At 64.0% G+C, this 21,214-nt stretch carries 19 protein-coding genes; 14 read left to right on the top strand and 5 right to left on the bottom strand.

Features of this window, described 5'->3' with window-relative positions:
• Positions 1-35: 35 nt before the first annotated feature.
• On the bottom strand, positions 36-677 hold the full coding sequence (locus FJ946_RS29175) for a hypothetical protein (protein WP_140517923.1): 642 nt from the start codon (positions 675-677) through the stop codon (positions 36-38).
• A gap of 192 nt (positions 678-869) precedes the next feature.
• On the opposite strand from FJ946_RS29175, the gene FJ946_RS29170 reads away from it, so the two are divergent.
• The 5 genes from FJ946_RS29170 (at position 870) to ptsP (ending at position 5,697) form a co-directional block, all read left to right on the top strand.
• A complete protein-coding gene (locus FJ946_RS29170) occupies positions 870-1,307 on the top strand; it encodes a transcriptional regulator GutM (RefSeq protein WP_140517924.1) in 438 nt (145 codons plus the stop codon).
• Between the two features lie 52 nt (positions 1,308-1,359).
• Positions 1,360-2,127 carry a PTS glucitol/sorbitol transporter subunit IIC gene (locus tag FJ946_RS29165; RefSeq protein ID WP_140501608.1) on the top strand — a complete coding sequence of 256 codons (768 nt, stop codon included), beginning with the start codon at positions 1,360-1,362 and terminating at the stop codon, positions 2,125-2,127.
• Positions 2,128-2,143: 16 nt separating this feature from the next.
• Positions 2,144-3,148 carry a PTS glucitol/sorbitol transporter subunit IIB gene (locus tag FJ946_RS29160; RefSeq protein ID WP_140501606.1) on the top strand — a complete coding sequence of 335 codons (1,005 nt, stop codon included), beginning with the start codon at positions 2,144-2,146 and terminating at the stop codon, positions 3,146-3,148.
• A 145-nt stretch (positions 3,149-3,293) separates the two neighbouring features.
• Positions 3,294-3,674 carry a PTS glucitol/sorbitol transporter subunit IIA gene (locus FJ946_RS29155; protein ID WP_140501604.1) on the top strand — a complete coding sequence of 127 codons (381 nt, stop codon included), beginning with the start codon at positions 3,294-3,296 and terminating at the stop codon, positions 3,672-3,674.
• Between the two features lie 52 nt (positions 3,675-3,726).
• Positions 3,727-5,697 carry a phosphoenolpyruvate--protein phosphotransferase gene (ptsP, locus tag FJ946_RS29150; protein WP_140525807.1) on the top strand — a complete coding sequence of 657 codons (1,971 nt, stop codon included), beginning with the start codon at positions 3,727-3,729 and terminating at the stop codon, positions 5,695-5,697.
• Positions 5,698-5,716: 19 nt separating this feature from the next.
• Here ptsP and FJ946_RS29145 read toward each other — a convergent pair whose 3' ends face one another.
• On the bottom strand, positions 5,717-6,517 hold the full coding sequence (locus tag FJ946_RS29145; protein ID WP_140567503.1) for a hypothetical protein: 801 nt from the start codon (positions 6,515-6,517) through the stop codon (positions 5,717-5,719).
• Between the two features lie 155 nt (positions 6,518-6,672).
• Between FJ946_RS29145 and FJ946_RS29140 the strand changes: the two genes are divergently transcribed.
• A complete protein-coding gene (locus FJ946_RS29140; RefSeq protein ID WP_140561617.1) occupies positions 6,673-7,683 on the top strand; it encodes a sugar-binding transcriptional regulator in 1,011 nt (336 codons plus the stop codon).
• On the opposite strand, the gene FJ946_RS29135 is transcribed toward FJ946_RS29140, so the two are convergent.
• From FJ946_RS29135 to FJ946_RS29125, 3 genes are read right to left on the bottom strand one after another with little or no spacing between them, the layout of a single operon-like run.
• The gene (locus tag FJ946_RS29135; protein ID WP_140567505.1) at positions 7,670-8,521 is read right to left on the bottom strand and encodes a TIGR01459 family HAD-type hydrolase; all 852 of its coding nucleotides are present in this window, start codon (positions 8,519-8,521) and stop codon (positions 7,670-7,672) included. The genes FJ946_RS29140 and FJ946_RS29135 overlap by 14 nt on opposite strands.
• On the bottom strand, positions 8,518-9,819 hold the full coding sequence (locus FJ946_RS29130; protein WP_140567507.1) for an FGGY-family carbohydrate kinase: 1,302 nt from the start codon (positions 9,817-9,819) through the stop codon (positions 8,518-8,520). The genes FJ946_RS29135 and FJ946_RS29130 overlap by 4 nt, the downstream gene beginning before the upstream one ends.
• Position 9,820: 1 nt before the next feature.
• Complete coding sequence (locus FJ946_RS29125) at positions 9,821-10,864, bottom strand: class II aldolase/adducin family protein (RefSeq protein ID WP_140567509.1); 1,044 nt, start codon at positions 10,862-10,864, stop codon at positions 9,821-9,823.
• 187 nt (positions 10,865-11,051) lie between these two features.
• Here FJ946_RS29125 and FJ946_RS29120 point away from each other — a divergent pair, with 187 nt between their 5' ends.
• From FJ946_RS29120 to FJ946_RS29085, 8 genes are all read left to right on the top strand, one after another.
• Entirely contained in the window at positions 11,052-11,834 is a 783-nt protein-coding gene (locus tag FJ946_RS29120) for a DeoR/GlpR family DNA-binding transcription regulator (protein ID WP_140525811.1), read from the top strand.
• Positions 11,831-13,198, top strand: coding sequence for an FGGY-family carbohydrate kinase (locus FJ946_RS29115; protein ID WP_140567511.1), 1,368 nt, complete (start codon positions 11,831-11,833; stop codon positions 13,196-13,198). The genes FJ946_RS29120 and FJ946_RS29115 overlap by 4 nt, the downstream gene beginning before the upstream one ends.
• Positions 13,195-14,766, top strand: coding sequence for a sugar ABC transporter ATP-binding protein (locus FJ946_RS29110; RefSeq protein ID WP_140567513.1), 1,572 nt, complete (start codon positions 13,195-13,197; stop codon positions 14,764-14,766). Before FJ946_RS29115 ends, FJ946_RS29110 begins: the two co-directional genes overlap by 4 nt.
• Complete coding sequence (locus FJ946_RS29105; protein ID WP_140554329.1) at positions 14,763-15,761, top strand: ribose ABC transporter permease; 999 nt, start codon at positions 14,763-14,765, stop codon at positions 15,759-15,761. Before FJ946_RS29110 ends, FJ946_RS29105 begins: the two co-directional genes overlap by 4 nt.
• An 80-nt stretch (positions 15,762-15,841) precedes the next feature.
• On the top strand, positions 15,842-16,780 hold the full coding sequence (locus tag FJ946_RS29100) for an ABC transporter substrate-binding protein (protein WP_140517934.1): 939 nt from the start codon (positions 15,842-15,844) through the stop codon (positions 16,778-16,780).
• A 72-nt stretch (positions 16,781-16,852) separates the two neighbouring features.
• Positions 16,853-17,746 (top strand): sugar phosphate isomerase/epimerase, encoded by an 894-nt coding sequence (locus tag FJ946_RS29095; protein ID WP_140501580.1) that lies wholly within the window; start codon positions 16,853-16,855, stop codon positions 17,744-17,746.
• A 312-nt stretch (positions 17,747-18,058) separates the two neighbouring features.
• Positions 18,059-18,412: a cupin domain-containing protein gene (locus tag FJ946_RS29090; protein WP_140501578.1), complete on the top strand. Its 354-nt coding sequence runs from the start codon at positions 18,059-18,061 to the stop codon at positions 18,410-18,412.
• 937 nt (positions 18,413-19,349) lie between these two features.
• Positions 19,350-20,927 carry an alpha/beta hydrolase gene (locus FJ946_RS29085; protein WP_181165413.1) on the top strand — a complete coding sequence of 526 codons (1,578 nt, stop codon included), beginning with the start codon at positions 19,350-19,352 and terminating at the stop codon, positions 20,925-20,927.
• Positions 20,928-21,214 lie beyond the last annotated feature (287 nt).

The following is a 21,214-nucleotide window of genomic DNA, read 5'->3' as shown; positions in this document are numbered from 1 at the left end:
TGTTCAATAGCGTGGTGGTCGGGCGCCAAAATCTGTCAAAGCTGGCGTAGCGCATCGCTGGCCCGGGCCGACCCAAGCGCCCTTTGCATGGCCTGCCGCGATTGCGCGCGATCCGGCGTGATCCAGTTCGGTTCGGCGCCAAGGAAGCGGTCGAGGAAAGCCACGGCATAGGCCGGCATCTCGGTCACGTTCTCGCGATAGGACCACCATGTGCGCAGGTCGTCGGCGCATTTGTCGATGCTGGGCGCTGAGCCGAATTCCTGCTCGTAGATCGCCGAAATCACCGAAACGCAATAATTGGTGTAGAGGAACCCCTCAGGCCAGAAGCGGACGATTTCCAGCGTGCCGGCATTCTGCTCGGTCTCGACGAGATGGCTGAGGCCGGAGACTTCCCTGGCCGGCGCCTGCCGTATCAGTTCGCGCAGCACGAGGCCGGCGGCAAAGACGATGAAGTCGGCGCGGTCGATCGCGGCGAAACGCTTCTGCGCCTCCATGATCTCGACCCAGTCGAGAAAAGCCCTTGTGAGCCTGGCTTCGTCGATTTCAAAACGCACGCCGAATGTGTCGGACACCACCTTGGCGCTGCCGCGAAACGTGGCGCGGAACCAGCGCAATTGCCGCAACCGATGGCGAAGGTCGGGCATAAGGGCCAGTTCATCCCTGAAGGGCAGTTCCATTTCACATATCCCGTTTGACGACAGGCTAGCACAACCGTGCCGTCGCCGAAATCGGCCGACGGCCCTGTGGATGACCGTGACCGAGGTCAATATCATACATATTGACATTCTCGGAAACAAATGTTCTCACTTTGCTGTTGTCGCGCATCCGTCCAAGATGCGGTTCAATGAAGGCTTCGGGAGGAGAACCGAATGGCGATTTGGCAGTGGGGACTGCTTCTGCTGGTTATTGTGTGGGCGCTGCAGTCGCTCGGCGTCTGGCTGCAGATGCGGCACTATTCGGACGTCTTCCGGGGCGTCACCGACCAGTACAAGGATGGCTTCGTCGGGGCCGGCAATTTTCGCGGCCGGCTGGCCAAGGGCACCATCGCGCTCGTCGTGGTGACGCCGGACCTCATCGTGCGCCGCATGATGGTCATGAGCGGGCGCTCGGTATTCACCAAATTCAAACGACATCAACAATTCGAGGGTGTTCCCCTCGATCAACTCCGGTCCAACCCTGCGATCTTGGGGGAGGGGGAACCCGGTGTGGCCGAGGCCGTGAAACGGGCGATTGAACAGATCGACAAAGCACGGTCGGAGCCGGGGAAGAAGCCGGGCTTGTCCGGCTTGAACGTAGCAAGGGCCTAGAGGACGCCGCGCACCGGCCGGAATCAACCGGCGGGCGGCATAAGGAGGAGAAATGTCTGTATTTTCGTTATTGGCGCAGCATGCCGACATGGCCGTGCATAACCTGCATGTTGCAGGCACCATGGTCTCGGATGCTGCCTGGCATGGCAGGCTCGGCGTCGAGCATGCCACCGATCATCTCGTGGTGTTGGCGCAGGCGCAGACCGACAGCGCGCCTGTCACCGCCGATCAGCTGAAGGAACAGCTGAAAAATGTGCAGCAGGAAGAGCAACTCGGCTGGCTGACCGCAATCGGCAAATACTTCATCGGCATCTTCCAGAAAGGCGGCGAAGTGTTCGCCGGCTTCGTCACCGGCATCATCCCGACACTGGTGGTGCTGATGACCGCCTTCTACGCCGTCACCGAACTGGTCGGCGAGGAGCGCGTCCACGGCCTGGCACGCGGCGCCGGCAGGATCGCGCTGACCCGCTATACACTGCTGCCTCTGCTGGCGGTGTTCTTCCTCACCAATCCGATGGCTTACACCTTCGGATCGTTCCTGGAAGAAAAGCACAAGCCCGCCTTCTATGACGCGGCTGTCTCCTACGTGCATCCGCCGCTCGGCCTGTTCCCGCATATCAACCCCGGCGAATACTTCGTCTGGGGCGGCATGCTGGTCGCCTTGCTCGACCTGGAGAAGCGGGGTGTCGTCGCCGGAGGCTATCACGTCAAGGTGGCGATCTGGTACGCCATCGTCGGCCTCGTCGTCATCCTGCTCAAGGGCATGCTGACCGAGCGCATCACCGCCATCATGGCACGCCGCCAGGGCATCGAGCTGTAAGGGCGGGGAGGACATCATGGCCAAGACATACAAAGCCGTAAGGATCTCCCGGGGCTCCACGGGCTGGGGCGGCCCGCTCGTCATCGAGCCGACCGCACAGCGCGACAAGATCGTCTCCGTCACCGGAGGCGGCATCCATCCCGTGGCACAGCTCATCGCCGACATGACCGGCGCCACGGCCGTCGACGGCTTCAAGGCGCCGCCGATCGAAAGCGAGATGGCGGTCGTCGTCGTCGACTGCGGCGGCACCGCACGCTGCGGCGTCTATCCGCGCAAGCGCATCCCGACCGTCAACCTGACGCCGGTCGGCCAGGCTGGGCCGCTCGCCCAGTTCATCACCGAGGACATCTACGTTTCGGGCGTGAAGCCGGCCAATGTCACGATGGCGGACGGATCCGAGGCGGTCACCACTGCGGGGGGAGCAGCATCGATGAGTCCAGGCAACAACACCGCGGCCGCGGCACCACGGCCGCTGCCGAGCGAAGGCGGGCTGATCGGCCTGATCAGCTCGATCGGCCGCGTCATGGGCCGCGTGGTCGGCATCTTCTTCAATGCCGGCCGCCGTACGATCGACCAGGTGGTGCGCAACGTGCTGCCGTTCATGGCCTTCGTGACCATGCTCATCGGCCTGATCCTGTACACCGGCATCGGCGACGTGCTTGCCCAGCCGATGGGACCGCTCGCCAACAACATCGTCGGCCTGCTGATCATCTCGGCTATCTGCGGCCTGCCGTTCCTGTCCCCCATCCTGGGACCGGGTGCGGTCATCGCGCAGGTCATCGGCGTCGCCATCATCGGTCCGCAGATCGCCAACGGCACGATTTCGCCGGCGATGGCGCTGCCGGCGCTGTTTGCCTACAACACCCAGGTGGGCTGCGACTTTGTCCCGGTCGGCCTGGCGCTCGGTGAAGCCAAGCCCAAGACGATCGAAATCGGCGTCCCAGCGGTTCTCATCAGCCGCCAGATCATGGGCCCGGTCTCGGTGCTGATCGCCTGGGTCGTCAGTCTGATCGTGTTCTAAGCAAATTCCGGGAAAGCCTGAAACGGCTTTCCCGGAAAAAGGCGCGTAGCGCTTTCCCTTGGGAATTGCGCCAAAGCACGGAGATAGAGGGGTTCACGGGCGTCCGTGACCCCCTCGAGGAAAGTAAGGAAATGAGGTTCGCCATATGACGGTTCTGCTGAGAACACGGGTCACTTCCATCGGGCCTGAAGTAGCGGACCTTGCCGAAGGGGGCGTGCTCATCCTGTTCGCGGATGGCTCGCCGCCGGAGCTTGCCGAGGTTTCCGTGCTCCACAAGACGGAACTCGGGCCCAGCGAAGGCGCGCCGCAGAAGGGCGCGTCGATCACCCTTGGACCTGTTTCCGCGACAATCACGGCGGTCGGCTCCAGCGCCTGGAGCAAGGTGCTCGAGATGGGGCATGTCGTCATCTCGTTCAATGGCGCCACCGAGGCCGAGCGGCCGGGCGAGATCTGCGCTTCGCAGGTCGACACCCAAGCGCTCGTGGCCGCCCTGAAGACAGACGCGATCATCACCATCGCCGCCTGAAGCATTCGCGCCGCGACCCATGTCGGCGCGGCGCCACAACAGAGTATTTGCCATGGAACGCTCGACCATCGTCAGAGTGCATGAAGGTTTGCACGCCCGTCCCGCCACGCGCTTCGTCAAGCTTGCCAAGGGTTTCGAATCCGATGTCGAGCTGGTCAAGGACGGCAAGGCGGTCAGCGCCAAGAGCTCGGTCAAGCTGATGCTGCTGGCGGTGAAGGAAAACCAGGAAGTCACCGTGCGGGCGAATGGCGCGGACGCCATCGAGGCGATCGAGGCGCTGATCGGCTATCTCGAGAATCCGAAGGCAGGTCTCGACGATGACGATCCGCAACCGGCCGCCAATACGGGCGAGGACATTGTGCCGGCGTCCGAACCCGCACCGGCTGCTTCAGGCGTGGCCGGTTTGCGCGGCGTCGCGGCGAGCGAGGGCGTCGCCATCGGGCCTGCCTTCGCGCATTTTCCGCCTGACATCGCTGGACAGGGCCGCATGCTGCAGGCGGAGGAGATCGCCGGCGAGATCGACAGGTTCCGCGCCGCCGTCGCCGCCGTTCAGGCGCGCATGGACAAGGCGCTGGCGCAGGACACCCTGTCCGCCGGAGATCGCGGCATCATCGCGGCGCTGCGGGACATCGCCGCCGACGACAGCCTGACCGGCGAGGCCGAGAAGGCGATCAAAAGCGGCAATGACGCTGTCTCAGCCGTCATCACCGCCGCCTCCACCATAGCCGCCGATTTCAGCGCGGTCGATGATCACTATCTCAACGCGCGCGCCGACGACTGCCATGCGGTCGGACGACAGATCTGTCTGGCGCTGCTCGGCCAGGATGACGCCAGCCTCGAAAATATCCCCGAAGGCGCCATCCTGATCGCCGACGACATCGGCGCCTGGGACCTGGCGCGGGCGCCGCTGAAGCGCATCGGCGGGGTGGTGTGCGGCCATGGCGGGGCCACCTCGCACATTGCCATCATCGCCCGTTCGCACGGCATTCCGGCAGTGCTGGGCCTTGGCGACCAGATCAATGCCCTGCGCAGCGCGCGCGAGGTGGCCGTGGACGGCAATGGCGGGCAGGTGATCGTCGATCCCGATGCGGCGACCCGCGCGGACTTCGCCGCCCGCGTCGAGGCGGCGGTCAAGGAGCGCGCCGGACTGGCCGTCTTCAAGACCGTGACGCCAAAACTCGCGGACGGCAGGATCATCGAGGTCGCCGCCAATATCGGCTCGCTGGAGGAAATCGAGGCAGCGCAGGAAGCCGGCGCCATGGGCGTCGGCCTGTTCCGCACCGAGCTTCTGTTCATGCGTCATATGCATCTGCCCTCCGAGGACATGCAGGCGGAGACCTATGCGGCGCTGGCCAAGGCATTCGCGCCCTATCCGGTCATCGTGCGCACGCTCGACATAGGCGGCGACAAGCCGATCGCCGGCATCGAATTTCCCGACGAGGAAAATCCCTTCCTCGGCTGGCGCGGCATCCGCATGTGCCTCGACCGGCCCGACATCTTCAAGCGCCAGCTACGGGCGCTGCTCAGGGCAGCCGTGCACGGCAACATCAAGGTGATGTTGCCGATGGTCTCCGACATATCGGAGGTGCGGCAGACGCGGGTTCTGGTTGCCGAATGCGCGGCGGAGTTGAAGGCGCAAGGCGTGCCGCATGCGGCGTTCGATCTCGGCGTGATGATCGAAACGCCGGCCGCCGTTCTGATCGCGCCGGCGCTGGCGAAAGAAGTGTCGTTCTTCTCGATCGGCACCAACGACCTGACCCAGTACATCATGGCCGCCGACCGGCTCAACCCGACCGTGGCCAAGCTCAATGATGTCGCCAACCCGGCCGTCATGTCGGCGATCGAGTTGACGGCAAGAGCCGGCGTGGCCGCCGGCATCATGGTGGGCATGTGCGGCGAGGCGGCCGGACGCCCCGACCTCATCCCGGCCTTTCTCAAGATGGGGCTGACCGAGCTCTCGATGAGTCCGGCCTCGATCCAGCGCGCCAAGAAGACCATCGCGGACATGGCGCTCGGGCGATAGTCTCGGCCAGAACCGGCAGCTACGGCAAATGGGCAAGCAAGGTGGCGAAGACAGGCGTCAATTCATCGACCGCGTTGGCCTTGGCACAGGCCTTGACGATGCGGTCATGACGGATGCCGGCCGCCAGAATGGCGGTCTCCAGCATGTCGGGCTCCGGCGCACCGTCGCTGGCCGTGGTGGCCAGACCGCAGGCCAGGACGACAGGTGCCAGGCAAGCTATGTCGAGGGTCCGGTCGCCCATTGCTTCCGGCTCGACTTCGACAAGGCGGACAGGACGGTGATTGAGGCATTCGACCAGCAGCGCCGCACAGGCAGCGGCGACGGCCGGCAGCGCGGCGGGGGTGGGTCTGGCGGGTATCGCGGCCAGCAGACCGGCGTGGCGTTTTCGCATGGCGGCGTGGACGGCGGCGAAATCCGCCTCGTGGATCCGGGCATTGTCGATCCTCAGGGCGGCGAGCACGGTCCTGGTCAGATAGTACATGTCGCGCCGGAAGACGCGCTCGGCGCTGGACCGGCGTTCCTCGTTGCCGGCCGGGAAATAGATGCCAAGGCCTTTCACGGTCGTTCCGTCGATCTTCGTCGGGCGGTCATGCGGGACAAAGGATTCGGCGATCGACAAGGCTTCGTCGACGGCACTGGCGGCATGGCCGAGCAGGCCTTCGATGCCTTTGCCCGGGAACGGCGGCAAATGGCTGGTTGCTTCCCGCACGAGATTGGCCTCGCTGTCGCTGTCGTGGCGGCTCTGGCGAATGATGTCGCGGACGTCGCGCAGCCGGTCCTTCAAATTGACGCGGACATCCCTGGAGATTTGTCGGAGCATCGCGAATCGCCTCGAAAACGTCTACCGGCCTCGGCCGCCGAGAGCCGGCCGCTGACCCTACATTGTTCCTATCGATTGGTAGCTCAATAGGCGATATTAAACCAGCGTGGAGAATCGGCGAGTGACTCCTACATCGCCGAGCGGGGAGAAGACAGTTGGGCAGGCGACGGCAGGGCGATAGCGAAAGCGGAGTGACCGAGGCGCCCGAACAGGTCGTCAACGAGAGCCGCACGGACCGCCTCAGGATCCGCGCCGCCTGGATGTATTTCGTCGAGCAGATGACGCAGAACGAGATCGCCGACGTGCTCGGCGTCGGCCGCGTCACCATCGTTCGCATGCTGGCGGAGGCGCGCTCGCGCAACGAGGTGAAAATCACCATCGAAAGCGAGTTGTCAGAGATCGTGCGGCTGGAGCGCGCGCTGGAGCGCACGTTCGGCCTGAAGCAGGCGCTGGTGGCGCCGCTGACCGCGCCCAATGCCGATCCGATCCCCGCGATCAGTGCGAAGACCGGGATTTTCCTGTCCGACACGATGAAATCCGGCATGCGCGTCGGCGTCGGCTGGGGTCAGACGCTGTTCTCGAGTCTGCCCTTCATCAGCGCCAAATCGCTCACCGACTTCAAGGTCATTTCGCTGCTAGGCGGTGTGGGCGTCGTGCGCCGCTACAACCCGGCCGAGTTCGCCTGGCGCTTCGCCCAAATCTTCCAGGGCGACGGCTATCTGATCCCGACGCCGGCCGTCGTCGACAGCGTCGAGACCAAGATCGCGCTGGTCGAGCGTTGCGGACTGCAGGAGGTTTTTGAGATGGCCAACGTGCTCGATGCCGTTCTGCTGAGCGTCGGCGGCATCGCTTCGGCCACTACCTTCTCTCGCGGCGGCTTTCTTAAGGAGGCGGACCGCGAGGCCTTGGTTGCGCGTGGCGCCGTTGGCGACCTTCTGTTCCATTTCTTCGACCGCAATGGCGATCTCGTCGACCACCCCGTCAACAGCCATGTGATGTCGGTGGAGGTCGATCGGCTGCGCAAGGCGCCGATCCGCATTCTCACGTCCGGCGGCGAAGAGAAGACAGCGGCGCTGCTCGGCGCCATGAACCTGATCGCGCCGACCATCCTGATCACCGACGAAGAGAGCGCAAGGCGCATGCTCGAGGCGGTCAACGGAAGCTGAAGGACCCCGTGACGTAGTCCGGCCAGGCCTGCTCCTCGTCGAAAACAGCGACAAGATCCGAAGTGTCCGCCAATATCCCGCTCAGGACCAGCGCCGTGGCGATGCCGGAGCCGTTTCCGCCCGCTATGTCATGCTCGACACTGTCGCCGACGCAGACCACGCTGGCGCGGTCGGGCTCGCCGGCCAGCGCCAGTGCGGCATCGAAGATCGCCGGGCCGGGCTTGCCGATGCGGGTGACGCTGCCGCCCAGGCTCTCGTAGAGATCGGCGATCTCGCCGGCGCCGAAGCGAGGCCCGACCGCCGTCAGCATGATCTTGTCGGGATTGGTGCAGAAGCATGGCACCTTTCGCGCCGCCGCCGGCGCCAGCAGGCGGCGATAATGGTCCAGGTCGTAGCGGTCGCCCTCGCTGGCCGCGATCAGTACCAGGTTGGCGGTATCGCCGGCTCCGGTCAACACAAAAGGCAGGCCCTCGATCGCTGTGCGGTCATTATCGCGGCTGATCAACAGGCAGTTCGTGCCGGGCCGCAACGCTCCGGTCCCCGCCATTTCGTGGAAGGATCGCCACGCCACCTCGCCGGAGGAAACGAAATGATCCCAGCTTCCGGCCTCGAAGCCGAGCCTCAGCAAACGGTCCTCGTTGGGCTTGGCGCGCCTGCCGGAGTTGGAGACCAGCACCACGGTCTTTCCGGCGCGCTTCAGTGCCGCCAAGGCCGCCACCGCGCCGGGATAGGGGGCCGAGCCGTCATGCAGCACGCCGAACTGGTCGACCAGGAAGACCTGGTAGCGCTCCGCCAGCGGTCCGATGCCGTCGAGGCGTTCAGCCAGTTTCCGGTTCATAGCAGCCCCGCCTTGTTCGCACCCTTCAACGCCAGCCGCGCCGTTCCGGCAGCGGCCTCGTCCGACAAAGCCGGCAAGAACGCAACGCCGAGCTTACGCTGCCGGATCGCGCTCCACGCCGGATTTGCCGCGCCGCCGCCGACGCTGCGCACCGAAGTCAGCGCCGGCGCGCCGAGCTCGCCAAGCCGGCGATAGCCGAGCGCTTCGATCGCGGCCATGCCTTCGAACATCGCCTTGAGATAGTCGGCATCATCCACCGGGCGCGGGACGAGGCGCGGGGGGAGCGCCGGATCGGCGATCGGGAAGCGTTCGCCCGATGTGGCGAGCGGATAATAGTCGAGGCCGGTCTCGGTCGCCGGGTCGATCATGGCACTGAGCTCGATGATGCGCGCGAGGGGAAAATGCTGCGCCAGCACCTTGCCGCCGGAATTCGAGGCCCCGCCGGCCAGCCAGGCATTGCCCAGCCGATGGCTGTAGATGCCGTATCGCGGCGCCGAGATCGGCCGGTCGGACAGGATCTTGATGGTAAGCGAGGAGCCAAGCGCCGTGACTCCGTCGCCGACCCCCGCCGCACCCGTCGCCAGGAAAGAGGCGCAGCCATCGGTCGTGCCGGCAACGACGATCACGTCGCGGGCCAAACCGAACAGATCCGCCATGGCCGCGGTGAGCGTGCCGGTGACGTCGCCCGGCTCGACGACGTCAGGCAGCAAATCCATGCGCATTCCGGTCGCCGCGATCCAGTCCGGCCAGCGGCGGGCCTCGACATCGTAGCCGGTTTTCAAGGCGTTGTTCTCGTCGCTGACGTCGAAGCGGCCCGACAACTGTCCGGCGATCCAGTCCGCCTGATGCAGCACCGCCGCCACGCCCGGCAGATGCTGGAAGTGAAGCGCCTTGGCGAGGCCTGAGGTCGCGCCGTGCGCGGCGCTGCCCGCCGGCGCCTCGCGCGCGATCGCGGCCAGTATATCGTCGCCGGCGACCTTGTCGTTGTACATCAGCGGTTCGGCGAGCGGCCGTCCGGCACCGTCGACCGGCAGCAACGTGCCCGAGGTGCCATCCACGGCGATGGCGCGGACTGTGGTCCGGTCGATGCCCGCAATCAACTCCGCCAGCGCTGCCCGGACCGCTTGCCACCAGGCCGCCGGACTGCGTGGATCCTGGCCAAATGCGTCGAGGCGGACGGCGGCTTGGCCGGCAATTGAAAAGTCTGGACGCATGGCTACGGCGCGGGCGCCCGAGGTGCCGATATCGACGCCGATGACTAGACGATCCGAGAGAGGCGAGCCGGCGACGGGCGACATGTCAGCCACCGGAGGCGTTCAGTTTCTGGCGGTACTGCTCGGCGTCCCAGTTGACGAGTTCGTCGTTCTCCGCCTCGGTAAGGTAATTCAACGTCGCCGTGACATCGACCCGCGCCGTCACGTCGGCAAGGCAACGCTGCATGGCGTCGGCGCCGGCGCTGGCATTGGCGCGCATCAGGACGCCGAGCCCCGGAAACAGGATCGACAGGGGCTGGGCGCCGCGACGCCTGACGACAGCGGCGACGTCCTCGCCGGGCGCAGCCACCACCGAACCCTTGCCGAGGAAGATGACATGGTCGGGATAGAGGCTGCCGCCCGATGCCATGCGGCGGCTGTCGGGATCGATGGCGACCGCGTGCGCCTCGGTGTCGACGGGCAAGCGGTAGCCGGAATTTGCGGCAAGCGCGGTCAGTGCCGCGATGTCGGGCGCGGCCGCGTCGCGCGGCGCCCTTGCCAGAAGCCCGGTGACGCGGCGCAACAGCGCCTCGGCCCCGGTGACGGTCTCGGCCGCGACGACGAGGCCGTGATTGCCCAGGATCAGGACATCGATGCCCGGCCGCAGCCTTTCGGAGATGCCCTGGGCCAGCGGCAGGCCCGGCCGGCGGTAGGGAACATAGGCCCATTGGATGCCTGCGAGCCGGCGCGCGGCCAGGACCTCGCAATCGGCCTGCACCGCAAGCGAAATGGTGTCGACGCAGTGGACATGCAGGACCACGCGCTGCGGCATCAAGGCATGCACCGTGGTCTCGATCGAGGGACGCAGCCCGCGCGGGTTGAGCGCGCCGATGGCGAAGGCCTGAGGCTGGTCGGCGGCGGGATCGCGTCGTTCAACCGCCTCGAGCAATGGCGCCATCGCCACCGGCACCATGATGTCATCGGCGAGCGCGTCTTTCAGCCAGGTCCCGGAAGCCTTGATCCACAGCGTGTCTCCGGCTTTCAGCGAGGTGTTGCCGCCGGCGGCCTGGGTCAGATGCGGATCCTGTCCGATGGCGGCCGAAAGCGCCCGCAGCGCCGCCAATTCCTGCGCATCCGCCTGGGTCGCCATCACGCATCTCCTCCAACAATCCGCCAACCGTCGAATGCGGTGGTCGGGCATTCGACGGGTTGATATCGCAGATAAGAGTGAGTTCCGTCAACCGTGATCGAATACCGTCAGTTGCGGCTTGCAATCGAGCTAATGTTGAGTAAGTTACACCAACTGCCGTCGCAGAACGGCGTTTTGGAGGAAACAGTTGAGCGACTCCGGCCGCCAGCGTCAGATCGTCGAACTCTTGCGTGATCGCCCCTTCGCCTCGGTGCGGGAGCTGCAGGAGCGGCTCGGCGTTTCGGCTGCGACGGTGCGGCGCGACATCGACCGGATCGACGAGGCGGGCGAGGCGCGCAAGGTCTATGGCGGTGTTTCGGCGCTCGACGGCACGTCGCAGGCCGGCGTCGCCTATGCCCGGCCCTATGACGAGAATCGCGACCTCGCGGTCGAGGCCAAGCGGCAGATCGCCAACCTAGCCGCGACCATGGTGCGCGACGGCGACGCGGTTATCGTGCATGGCGGCTCGACCTGTTTCCATCTCGGGGTCAAGCTCGCCGAGCGCAGCATCCGGCTCTACACCAACTCGATGCCGCTGGCGGCGTATCTGAGCGATCATGGCCATTGCAGCCTGACCGTTGCCGGCGGCGACCTGCATCGCGAGCCGGGCATCATTCACTCGCTCACCCATCCGGCACCTTTCTACGCTTCGAAGTTCTTTCTCGGCGCGCAAGGCATCGGCCAGGAAGGCTTGCTGGAATCGCACCCGCTGCTGGTGCGCTCGATCGTCGAGCTTAGCCAGTGCGCCGACCAGATCGTCGTGCTGGCCGACAGCCGCAAGCTTTCGATCCAGGCCCGTAACGTTGCGCTGCCCCTGTCGCGCATCGGCACGCTGGTCACCGACGACGGTCTTTCCGATGCCGACGCGCGCATGCTGGAGGATGCCGGCGTCATGGTGCGGATTGCTTCGACCACGGGAGCCATCGCATGAAGGTCGCGGTGCTCGACTTCGGCAAGACCAATTCGAAGCTGTTCGTCTTCGGCCAGGACGGACGCATTCTCGACGAGCGCCGGACCCAGCCGAAATGGACGCGCCAAGGCGGCTTCAGCGTGCTCGATGAGGCCGACCTCCACGATTGGGCGCTCGGCGCCGTCACCGCTGTGATCGAAAACCATGGCGTGGAAGGGGTGATGGTGTCGGGCCATGGCTGCACCTTCGCCCTCGTGGACGACGCGGCGCTGACGCATCCGATCCTCGACTATGAGCAGGAGCCGCCGGCCGAAATCGCCGCGCGGATCGATCGCCGCATTCCGGACTACGCCGAGACGTTCTCGCCGCGGCTGCCGCTCGGTTTCAACTACGGCCGCCACATGCTGTGGCTGCAGGAGGCCGCACCCGACGCTTTCGCGACGGCGAAATGGATCCTCGGCTATCCGCAATATTGGAGCTGGCGCCTTGGCGGCAGGCCGGTTTGCGAAGTGTCCTATCTCGGCTGCCATTCGCATCTGTGGGCGCCGCGTCGTCACGATTTTTCCTCACTGGTCGGCGCCGAGGGGTGGCGCCACCAGATGCCGGCCTTCGCGCGTGCCGGTACTGTCATCGGCGAACAGGACTTCGGCAGCGCGTCGCGGCCGCTCGCCATCCACAACGGCGTCCACGACTCGAATGCCGCGCTCCATGCCTATCGGCGGCAGGGGCTGGGCTCGGTGACAGTGGTTTCGACCGGCACCTGGGTCATCGTGCTCAATCCCGACTGTCCGCTCGAGGCGCTCGACCGCGATCGCGACATGCTGGTCAATGTCGATGTGGACGGCGGCCCGGTGCCGACCATCCGCTTCATGGGCGGGCGCGAATTCGCCGCCATCAGCGACGGCTGGCAAGGCCCGGTCGAAGGCGCGGCGGTGCAGCGGGCGATCGATGCCGGCATGATGGCATTGCCGAGCTTCGCGCCGGGCGGGCCGATGCCAGGCCGTTCGGGCCGGCTGGTCGGACGCACGCCTGATGCCGGCGAGCGTGCGGCCGTGGCACTGCTCTATGTCGCGCTGATGCTCGACCTCTGCCTCGACCTCATCCATTCCAGCAACACCGTGATCGTCGACGGCGGTCTCAACACTGGCGGCCTGCTCGCCAGCCTGCTGGCGCAGCTGCGGCCGGAGCAGGCCTTCATGCAGGGCGCTTCGCTGCAAGGCAGCGCCACGGGCGCTGCGGCCCTGGCTTTCGAGAGCGTCGGGCGTGAATTCGCCGCCGAGCCGCCGGAGCCGGTGAAAGCAGTGCGCTTCACCAGCCTCGCCGGCTACCGCGACGGCTGGCGCGATCTGGTCGCCGGGACCGCCGGCAAGGTCGCAGCCCGATGAGCGCGCAGGCCAGGACGGAGACAGCCGGCATGGGGGCGGAACGCCACCCGGTGCTGGAAATGCGCCATATTTCGAAGACGTTCGGCGCGATCCGCGCCCTGCAGGATGTTTCGCTTACCGTCCAGGCCGGCGAGCTGCACGCGCTGATGGGCGAGAACGGCGCCGGCAAGTCGACGCTGATGAAGGTGCTGTCGGGCGCCTATCGTCCCGATCCCGGCGGCGAGATCCTGATCGATGGCATGCCGGCGGCAACCGGCGATCCGATCAAGGCGCGCGCCAGCGGCGTCGCGGTGATCTACCAGGAACTGTCGCTGGCGCCCAATCTGACCGTGGCGCAGAACATTTTCCTCGGCAACGAACCGCGCCGTTTCGGCATCGTCGACCGCGACCAGTGCAACCGGCGCGCGACCGAGATCATTGGCCGGCTCGGCGTTTCCTTTTCGGCGCGTGCCCTGGTTTCCGGCCTGTCACTGGGCGAGCGCCAGCTGGTCGAGATCGCGCGTGCGCTGTCGACCAATGCGCGCATCATCGTCATGGACGAGCCGACGACGTCGCTGACCTCGCGCGAGACCGAGCGGCTGTTCGAGGTGATCGCGACGCTGAAGGCGCAAGGCATCGCCATCATCTACATCAGCCATCGCATGGAAGAGGTCTACCAGCTCGCCGACCGCGTCAGCGTGCTGCGCGACAGCGGCTATGTCGGCACGCTGGAGCGCGCCGACCTCAGCGCCTCGCGCCTCGTTTCGATGATGGTCGGCCGCGATCTCTCGGCGTTCTACAAGAAGGATCACCGCGCGCCGGGCGAAAAGCGTGCCGTGGCGCTGTCGGTGCGCGGCATGTCCGACGGCAGGCTGCTGAAGGACTGCTCCTTCGACCTCTATCACGGCGAGGTGCTGGCGCTGGCGGGCCTGGTCGGCTCGGGTCGCACCGAACTTGCCAGGCTCATCTTCGGCGCCGACCGGCGCAGCGCCGGCACGCTGGAGCTCGACGGCAAGCCGATCGCCATCGGCTCGCCGCGCGAGGCGCTCGATGCCGGCATCGCCTATCTCACCGAGGACCGCAAGGAACTCGGCCTGTTCCTCGACATGTCTATTTCCGACAACATCAACATGGGCGTGCTGGCCAGGGATGCGCGCGCCGGTGGCTTGCGGGACTTCGCCGCCGCCGACAGGCGCGCTGCGAAAGCCGTCGCGGATCTCTCGATCCGCACCCGCTCGGCGCAGGCCAATGCCGGTTCGCTGTCGGGCGGCAACCAGCAGAAGGTGCTGCTGGCCCGCCTGCTGGAGACCGAACCCAAAGTGGTCATCCTCGATGAGCCGACGCGCGGTGTCGATGTCGGCGCCAAATCCGAAATCTACCGGCTGATCGACGATCTCGCCAACCGGGGCATCGCCATATTGATGATCTCCAGCGAATTGCCAGAGGTGATCGGCGTCGCCGACCGGGTTCTGGTGATGCGCGACGGCGCCATATCAGGCGAGGTGACGGCATCCCGGGGCGAGCCGCTTCGCCAGGAAGCGATCATGGAACTTGCGACGGGAGCGGCCCAAGAAGGACCGAAGGAATGACCGACAGAACGACCGCGACGACGACAGTGGACCAGGCGGCAGTCAGGAGCCGGCGGTTGCGCACGGCTTTGGCCGCGCTCGGCATGTTGCCGGTGCTGGTGTTGCTGGCGGCCGGCTTCCAGTTCATCAATCCGCGTTTTCTCACCGGCACCAACCTGTTGATCGTCACGCAGCAATCGTCGATCAACATCGTGCTCGCCGCCGGCATGACCTTCGTCATCCTCACCGGCGGCATCGACCTGTCGGTCGGCTCGATCCTTGCCGCTTCCGCAATGGTGGCGGTGCTGGTGTCGCTGGTGCCGGACTGGGGCCTGCTCGGCGTGCCGGCGGCCATTCTGGTCGGTCTCGGCTTCGGGGTCATCAACGGGCTGCTCATCGCCTATATCAGGCTGCCGCCCTTCATCGTCACGCTGGGCTCGCTCACTGCCGTGCGCGGCGTCGCCCGCCTGCTCGGTGAAGACACGACCGTGTTCAACTCCGACCTGCCGTTCGACTTCATCGGCAATGGATCGCTGTTCGGCGTTCCCTGGCTGGTCATCATCGCGCTGACGGTGGTGGTGGTGTCGTGGCTGGTGCTGAAACGCACCGTGCTCGGCACCTGGATCTATGCCGTGGGCGGCAATGCCGAGGCGGCGCGGCTGACCGGCATCAAGGTGCCGCTGGTGCTGCTCTTCGTCTATGGCGTGTCCGGCCTGCTGGCAGGTCTCGGCGGCGCCATGTCGGCGGCCAGGCTCTATGCCGCCAACGGCCTGCAGCTCGGCCAGTCCTACGAACTCGACGCCATCGCCGCGGTCATCCTGGGCGGCACAAGCTTCGTCGGCGGCGTCGGCTCGATCTGGGGCACGCTGATCGGCGGGCTGATCATCGCCGTGCTGTCCAACGGGCTCATCCTGGCCGGCGTCTCGGACATCTGGCAGTACATCATCAAGGGATTGGTCATCATCGTGGCGGTCGCCCTCGACCGCTACAGGCTCCAGGCAGGGGCAAGAACGTGAGTGACCTTGTCGCCGGCATCAAAGACCGGCTTGTGTAACGCACCGTGAGAGGCGCGGGGCATCAGGAGGAAGTAAGCGTAATGAAGACCATCGCCAAACTGCTCTGCGGCGCCGCGTTCGCGGCCGTCGCCATTGCGCCGGCATCGGCCAAGGACCTGAACAAGGTCGGCATCTCGGTCGGCCTGCTCGGCAACCCCTTCTTCGTCGCCACCATCAAGGGCATCGAGGACGCGGCCAAGAAGATCAATCCGAACGTCGAGGTGACGTCGGTGTCGGCCGACTATGACTTGAACAAGCAGGTCTCGCAGGTCGATTCCTTCATCGCCGCCGGCGTCGACGTCATCATGCTCAACGCCGTCGATGCCAAGGCGATCGCGCCCGCGGTGAAGAAGGCGCAGGCGGCGGGCATCGTGGTCGCGGCCTTCGACGTCTCCGCGCCAGGCGCCGACGTCACCGTGATGACCAACAATGTCAAGGCCGGCGAGGAGGCCTGCCAATATCTGGTCGACCAAACTGGCGGCAAGGGCAACTACGTCATCCTCAACGGTCCGGCGTCCTCGTCGATCCTGGAGCGCGTGAAGGGCTGCAAGAACGTGCTTGCCCAGCATCCAGACATCAAGATCCTGTCCGACGACCAGAACGCCGAAGGCTCGCGCGACGGCGGCCTGAAGGTGTTCCAGTCGCTGCTGACCCGCTTCGACAAGATCGATGCGGTGTTCGCCATCAACGATCCGACGGCGATCGGCGCCGAGCTCGCCGCCAAGCAGCTCAACCGCTCGGAGTTCATCTTCACCGCCGTCGACGGCGCGCCGGACATCGAGAAGGAACTGGCATCCGGCAAGTCCATGATCAAGGCTTCTGCCTCGCAGGATCCCTACGTGATGGCCGGCCAGTCGCTGACGATGGCCGCCGACGTGCTTGCCGGCAAGAAGCCGGCGGAGCCGGTGGTGCTGCTCGATCCGAAGCTGATCACCGCCGAGAATCTGAAGGACTACAAGGGCTGGACCGCGGCCCGCTGATCAGTCCAAGGCGGACGCGGCCGGGCTGACCTGCCGCGTCCTCCTCATTTCGTCGCAAAACCGGAGACGATCATGTCGCGCATCGGAATCCACTCTTTCGTCTGGTCGGCGAGCTCGACGCAGGCCGAGCTCGAACGCACGCTGGCCAACACCAAGGAGGCTGGCTTCGACCTGATCGAATTCTCCTATCTGGATCCCGCCAATGTCGATATTGGCGGGCTCGCCAAGCGCATCGCCGATCTCGACCTCGGCGTGGCGATCAGCATCGGCCTGCCGGTCGACGGCGACATTTCGAGCGCCGACAAGGCGGTCGCCGCGCGCGGCGTCGGGATCCTCAACGACACCGTCGCGCTGACGCGCGACCTCGGCGGCCAGAAGGTCGCCGGTATCCTCTCGACCAGCCACGGATTGCAGACCGAGGCGCCGACGCGAGACCAGTGGAACCGCAGCGCCGGGACGCTGGCCAAGGTCGCCGAAACCGCGAAGGCGGCAGGCGTCACGCTCAACCTCGAGATCGTCAACCGCTTCGAGAGCAATCTGCTCAACACCGCCGCGCAAGGGCTGGCCTTCATCGAGGACACCGGCTCCGACAACATCTTTCTCCACCTCGACACCTTCCACATGAACATCGAGGAGGCCGATGTCGGGCTGGCCATCCGCCATGCCGCCGGCAAGATCGGCTATGTCCATATCGGCGAGAGCCATCGCGGCTTCCTCGGCACCGGCAATATCGACTTCGCCGCGATATTCGATGCGCTGACGGCGATCGGCTATGCCGACGATCTCAGCTTCGAATCCTTCTCCTCGGAGATCGTCGACGAGAACCTGTCGAAGAAGACCGCCATCTGGCGTAATCTGTGGACGGACAACATGGCGCTGGCCAAGCACGCGCGCGCCTTCATCGGGCTGGGAATGGAAACGGCAAGGCGCAAGGCGGAACTCGTCGCGGCGCGCCACAAGCCCTGAGGATTTCAGACTGAGGAGCAGCAGGAATTGCCAAATCGCCCACCCCAGGCGCGGACGCGCCTGGTTCCTGGTGCAAGGCCGCGAACTCAGCTTCATTGACTGTGAAGGCAGTTAATGCTACAAATTGCCTATGGTGCTGAGTCGCGCCAGGGACCCGCCGAGCAGGCGGGTTTTTTCGTTCAGAGCTCCGTCAAACAGTGCGAAGGCGCCGGTGAACCCGGATTGGTTGCCCTGGTCCCCCTGGCGGCATTGCCCACGCCACGCGTAACGGCTATCCGACGGTGCGACAGCGAAGCAAAACGGAGCCCCGGCATGACGAACAAGACGATCCTGAAATTCGGCACCGTCGAACACGCGGAAGCCGGCGACCTGCCTGGCTGGATCGCGGTCGAGGGCCGGCCGACCATGCAAACCGCAGTCCAGCACACGACCGCGGACGGCAAGGTGATCTCCGGAACCTGGCGCGCGTCGCCCGGTACGTATCACGCCACCTACACCGACTATGAGTTCGTGCACATGATCGCGGGCCGCATCATCATCACGCCCGACGGCGGCACGCCGGTCGAAGTCGGCCCCGGCGACGCCTTCGTGGTGGAAGCCGATTTCAAGGGAACCTGGAAGATCATCGAGCCGGTGACGAAGCATTTCGTGGTCAGGGTGGGCTGAGGCAGGCTGTCAGACAGACAAGCCAGCCGCTCGCTGGCCTTTGATACCTTTCGTCAATCCCGGCCATCCTCGCATGTCCACGCAACTGGCGGGGCCGTGACTGGCGCCCGGTTGGAGCGAACGGGACCAGAATGCCGGCAGGGCGAACGGTGTCCGCCTTGCTCATCGTGCCATCGCGTGAGACCCCGCGGCGAGCAATCTCACCATCGGAGCACGCAATCGGGCTACAGGACCCGCGGCCATCTCATTGTTTACTGAGAAAGGCCTTGCAACCCGGCGTGAGTTCGCTGAGGTGCTGTTTAAGGCAGCCTTGCGCCTTCACTTCGTTGTCCATGTGGCACACCCGCTTGGCGTCCGCTCTACAGGGAGTCTTGTAGGCATCTTTCGCTAAAGCGGCGTCGGTGAGAAAAAGCGATATACAAGCCCAAAGCGCCAGTTGAAGTGACTTTCGATTCCGCATGGTTGTGTTCCCATCGTGAGTGCAGAAGCGCGGTCTTTATATGCGTTAATGCTAAAGAATGGGAATCCACCATAAGGAGGAGGGTGCGAGCACCCGCGCAAAATCGGATGAGCAATGTAGCGCAAAACACGGCTTACATAAGCGCAGTGCTGACCAACTGTCTCGCGCACGGCTCAATCAAAAGCGCTAATATAATCGCCCGGTTTGTCGAGCTTGTTTCCAATTTTGTGTTGGAGTAACCCAATATCGCTTGGGAACACGAAATGGAGAGGGTCGTCAGGCCGGGTGCGGGATAAATTTTTTCCTGCCATTTTTCTGAAATACGGAATTGTTCCTTGGCATCGGAGGGAAATACTCTCCGTCTTGAATAAATAACGAATCCGTGATTGCGGGCGTTTTATTCCTGATTGTCGATGACGCGAAGAATATTCGATCCGTAATCGAGCAGTTTTCGTATACTTATAAATGAGGGGCGAGATGTCTACCGTGTTTAGACGCGCGTACATCAAACCAGGTTGGTGTTTTCTTCTCGTGGTCACGTCGGTTGCGTTCCTCATTTGCCTGGGGGGTGGGGAGCTCACTGCGGGTGAGTTCAAGAAAACCAGCTGTTGGTTCGAAATTCCCCGGGATCGGGCAATGACGTGTGGGACCGTGAATGTTCCAGAAAATCGAAAGAAGACGGGTGGTACCGAGGTCGTCCTGTCCGTGGTCGTATTCGAACCGGACCGCGAACGGCACGAACCGGTAGTGTTTCTCACAGGAGGCCCGGGGCAGCCTACCGACATCGCCAATAGCGACGACATCGATGGATGGTGGGAATTCATCGGCGCCCAGAGCTGGATGATCGGACGCCGAGTAATCGTTGCTGATCAGCGGGGCATCGGAAAGTCCGCTCCCGCCTTGGACTGTTCTCAATATTTCAAGCCCGATCATTGGAACGCCATTCTCTCGAGCGTTGAGGTCGAAACCACCTTTAGCAAGCTCAAAAAAGATGAAGTTCTTGCATGCAGGACGGCGTTGATCGCAAAGGGCATTGATCTTGATGCCTACAACACTGAGGAGAATGCGGAGGATATTGATGACCTTCGGAAGGCTCTCGGGATAGAAAAGTGGGTTCTCTATGGCGTCTCGTATGGCACCAGGCTTGCACTCGAAGTGATGAACCAGCACCCCGAAGGGGTATCGGCGAGTATACTGGATTCAGTTGTTCCTCTGGACATCAATTACCTGAACGAAGATGGGCCGAATCTCGACCGATCGTTAAAATTGCTAGAGCGAGACTGTGAGGCAGCGAACAGATGCATGAATGGGATATCCAATGCTGTTCAGCTTATTGCAAGACAGCTGGATCGGCAGCCTTTGCTCTTGCGCAGCACAGATAAAGAGGCGCGCTACACATATGTCTCCGGGGCAGATTTCCTCGAGCTTATATTCGGCATTTTATACGATCGCGATGCGCTCCTGACCCTGCCGGAGCTGATCGAGAGGACATACAAACAGGATTTCAGACCCCTGGCGGAGATACTTTTCGATGCTGACGACCTGGAGATCTCCCAAGGTATGGACTTCTCTGTAAGTTGTTCCGACAGCGATCTCCCCGATCTGAATGGCAAGCAGGACAAATACTGGTCGAAATGGGTTGAGCTGAACGACTACTCCTGGGCATGCCCTCTTTGGATGCTTGAGAACGGGCCAGCATCGCAGGTGCAGCCGCGCCGCACTGACATACCCACTCTTCTGTTGTCGGGAGAATATGATCCAGCAACGCCGACAGCATGGGCGGACCACGCGGCGAAGACCCTTCCTTTCGGCCAGGTGGTGGTCTTTCGGGGGATCGGACACGATGTCATTGATTCCGATCCGTGCGGGTCGAAAGTAGTTGCTGATTTCCTTGCAAACCCCAAGCTCAAGTTGAAGACTGAATGTATCGGTGAGATGGGGGCCCCCCAATTTCCAAGCCCGCCAAAGGAACTGTGGTCGGGAGCGGAGGCACTACACTCTATATCAGCAAATCGCTCAAGGCAGGACAGGTTGAGATTTCGATTTGGGCACTGAAATTCCTCTTAGCCAAAATTGTAAAATCCGATATTTTGCTGCCGACGAAGTTAAGCTAAAGCGGAACTCGCAAATCAATTAAACACTACGGTAGCATCGCTTAAGGACCCCTCTCGTCTTGCGGGTGGAAGTCGCGTGCGTGTCGCATTTCGATTATCAAATTCCGAAGTTTCACAGAAATTGTAGGAGGATCGAACAGTGTTTACGTCTCGTCGTGTATTGCTTTCGGCCTTGGGTGCAAGCATCGCATACGCCGCCTTTGGTGGCATCGCGCGTGCGAAGGGCGG

This window comes from Mesorhizobium sp. B2-4-7 (assembly GCF_006442685.1).
In the GTDB taxonomy this organism is placed as follows: Bacteria; Pseudomonadota; Alphaproteobacteria; order Rhizobiales; family Rhizobiaceae; genus Mesorhizobium.
This window is presented reverse-complemented; position numbering and strand designations above follow the sequence as displayed.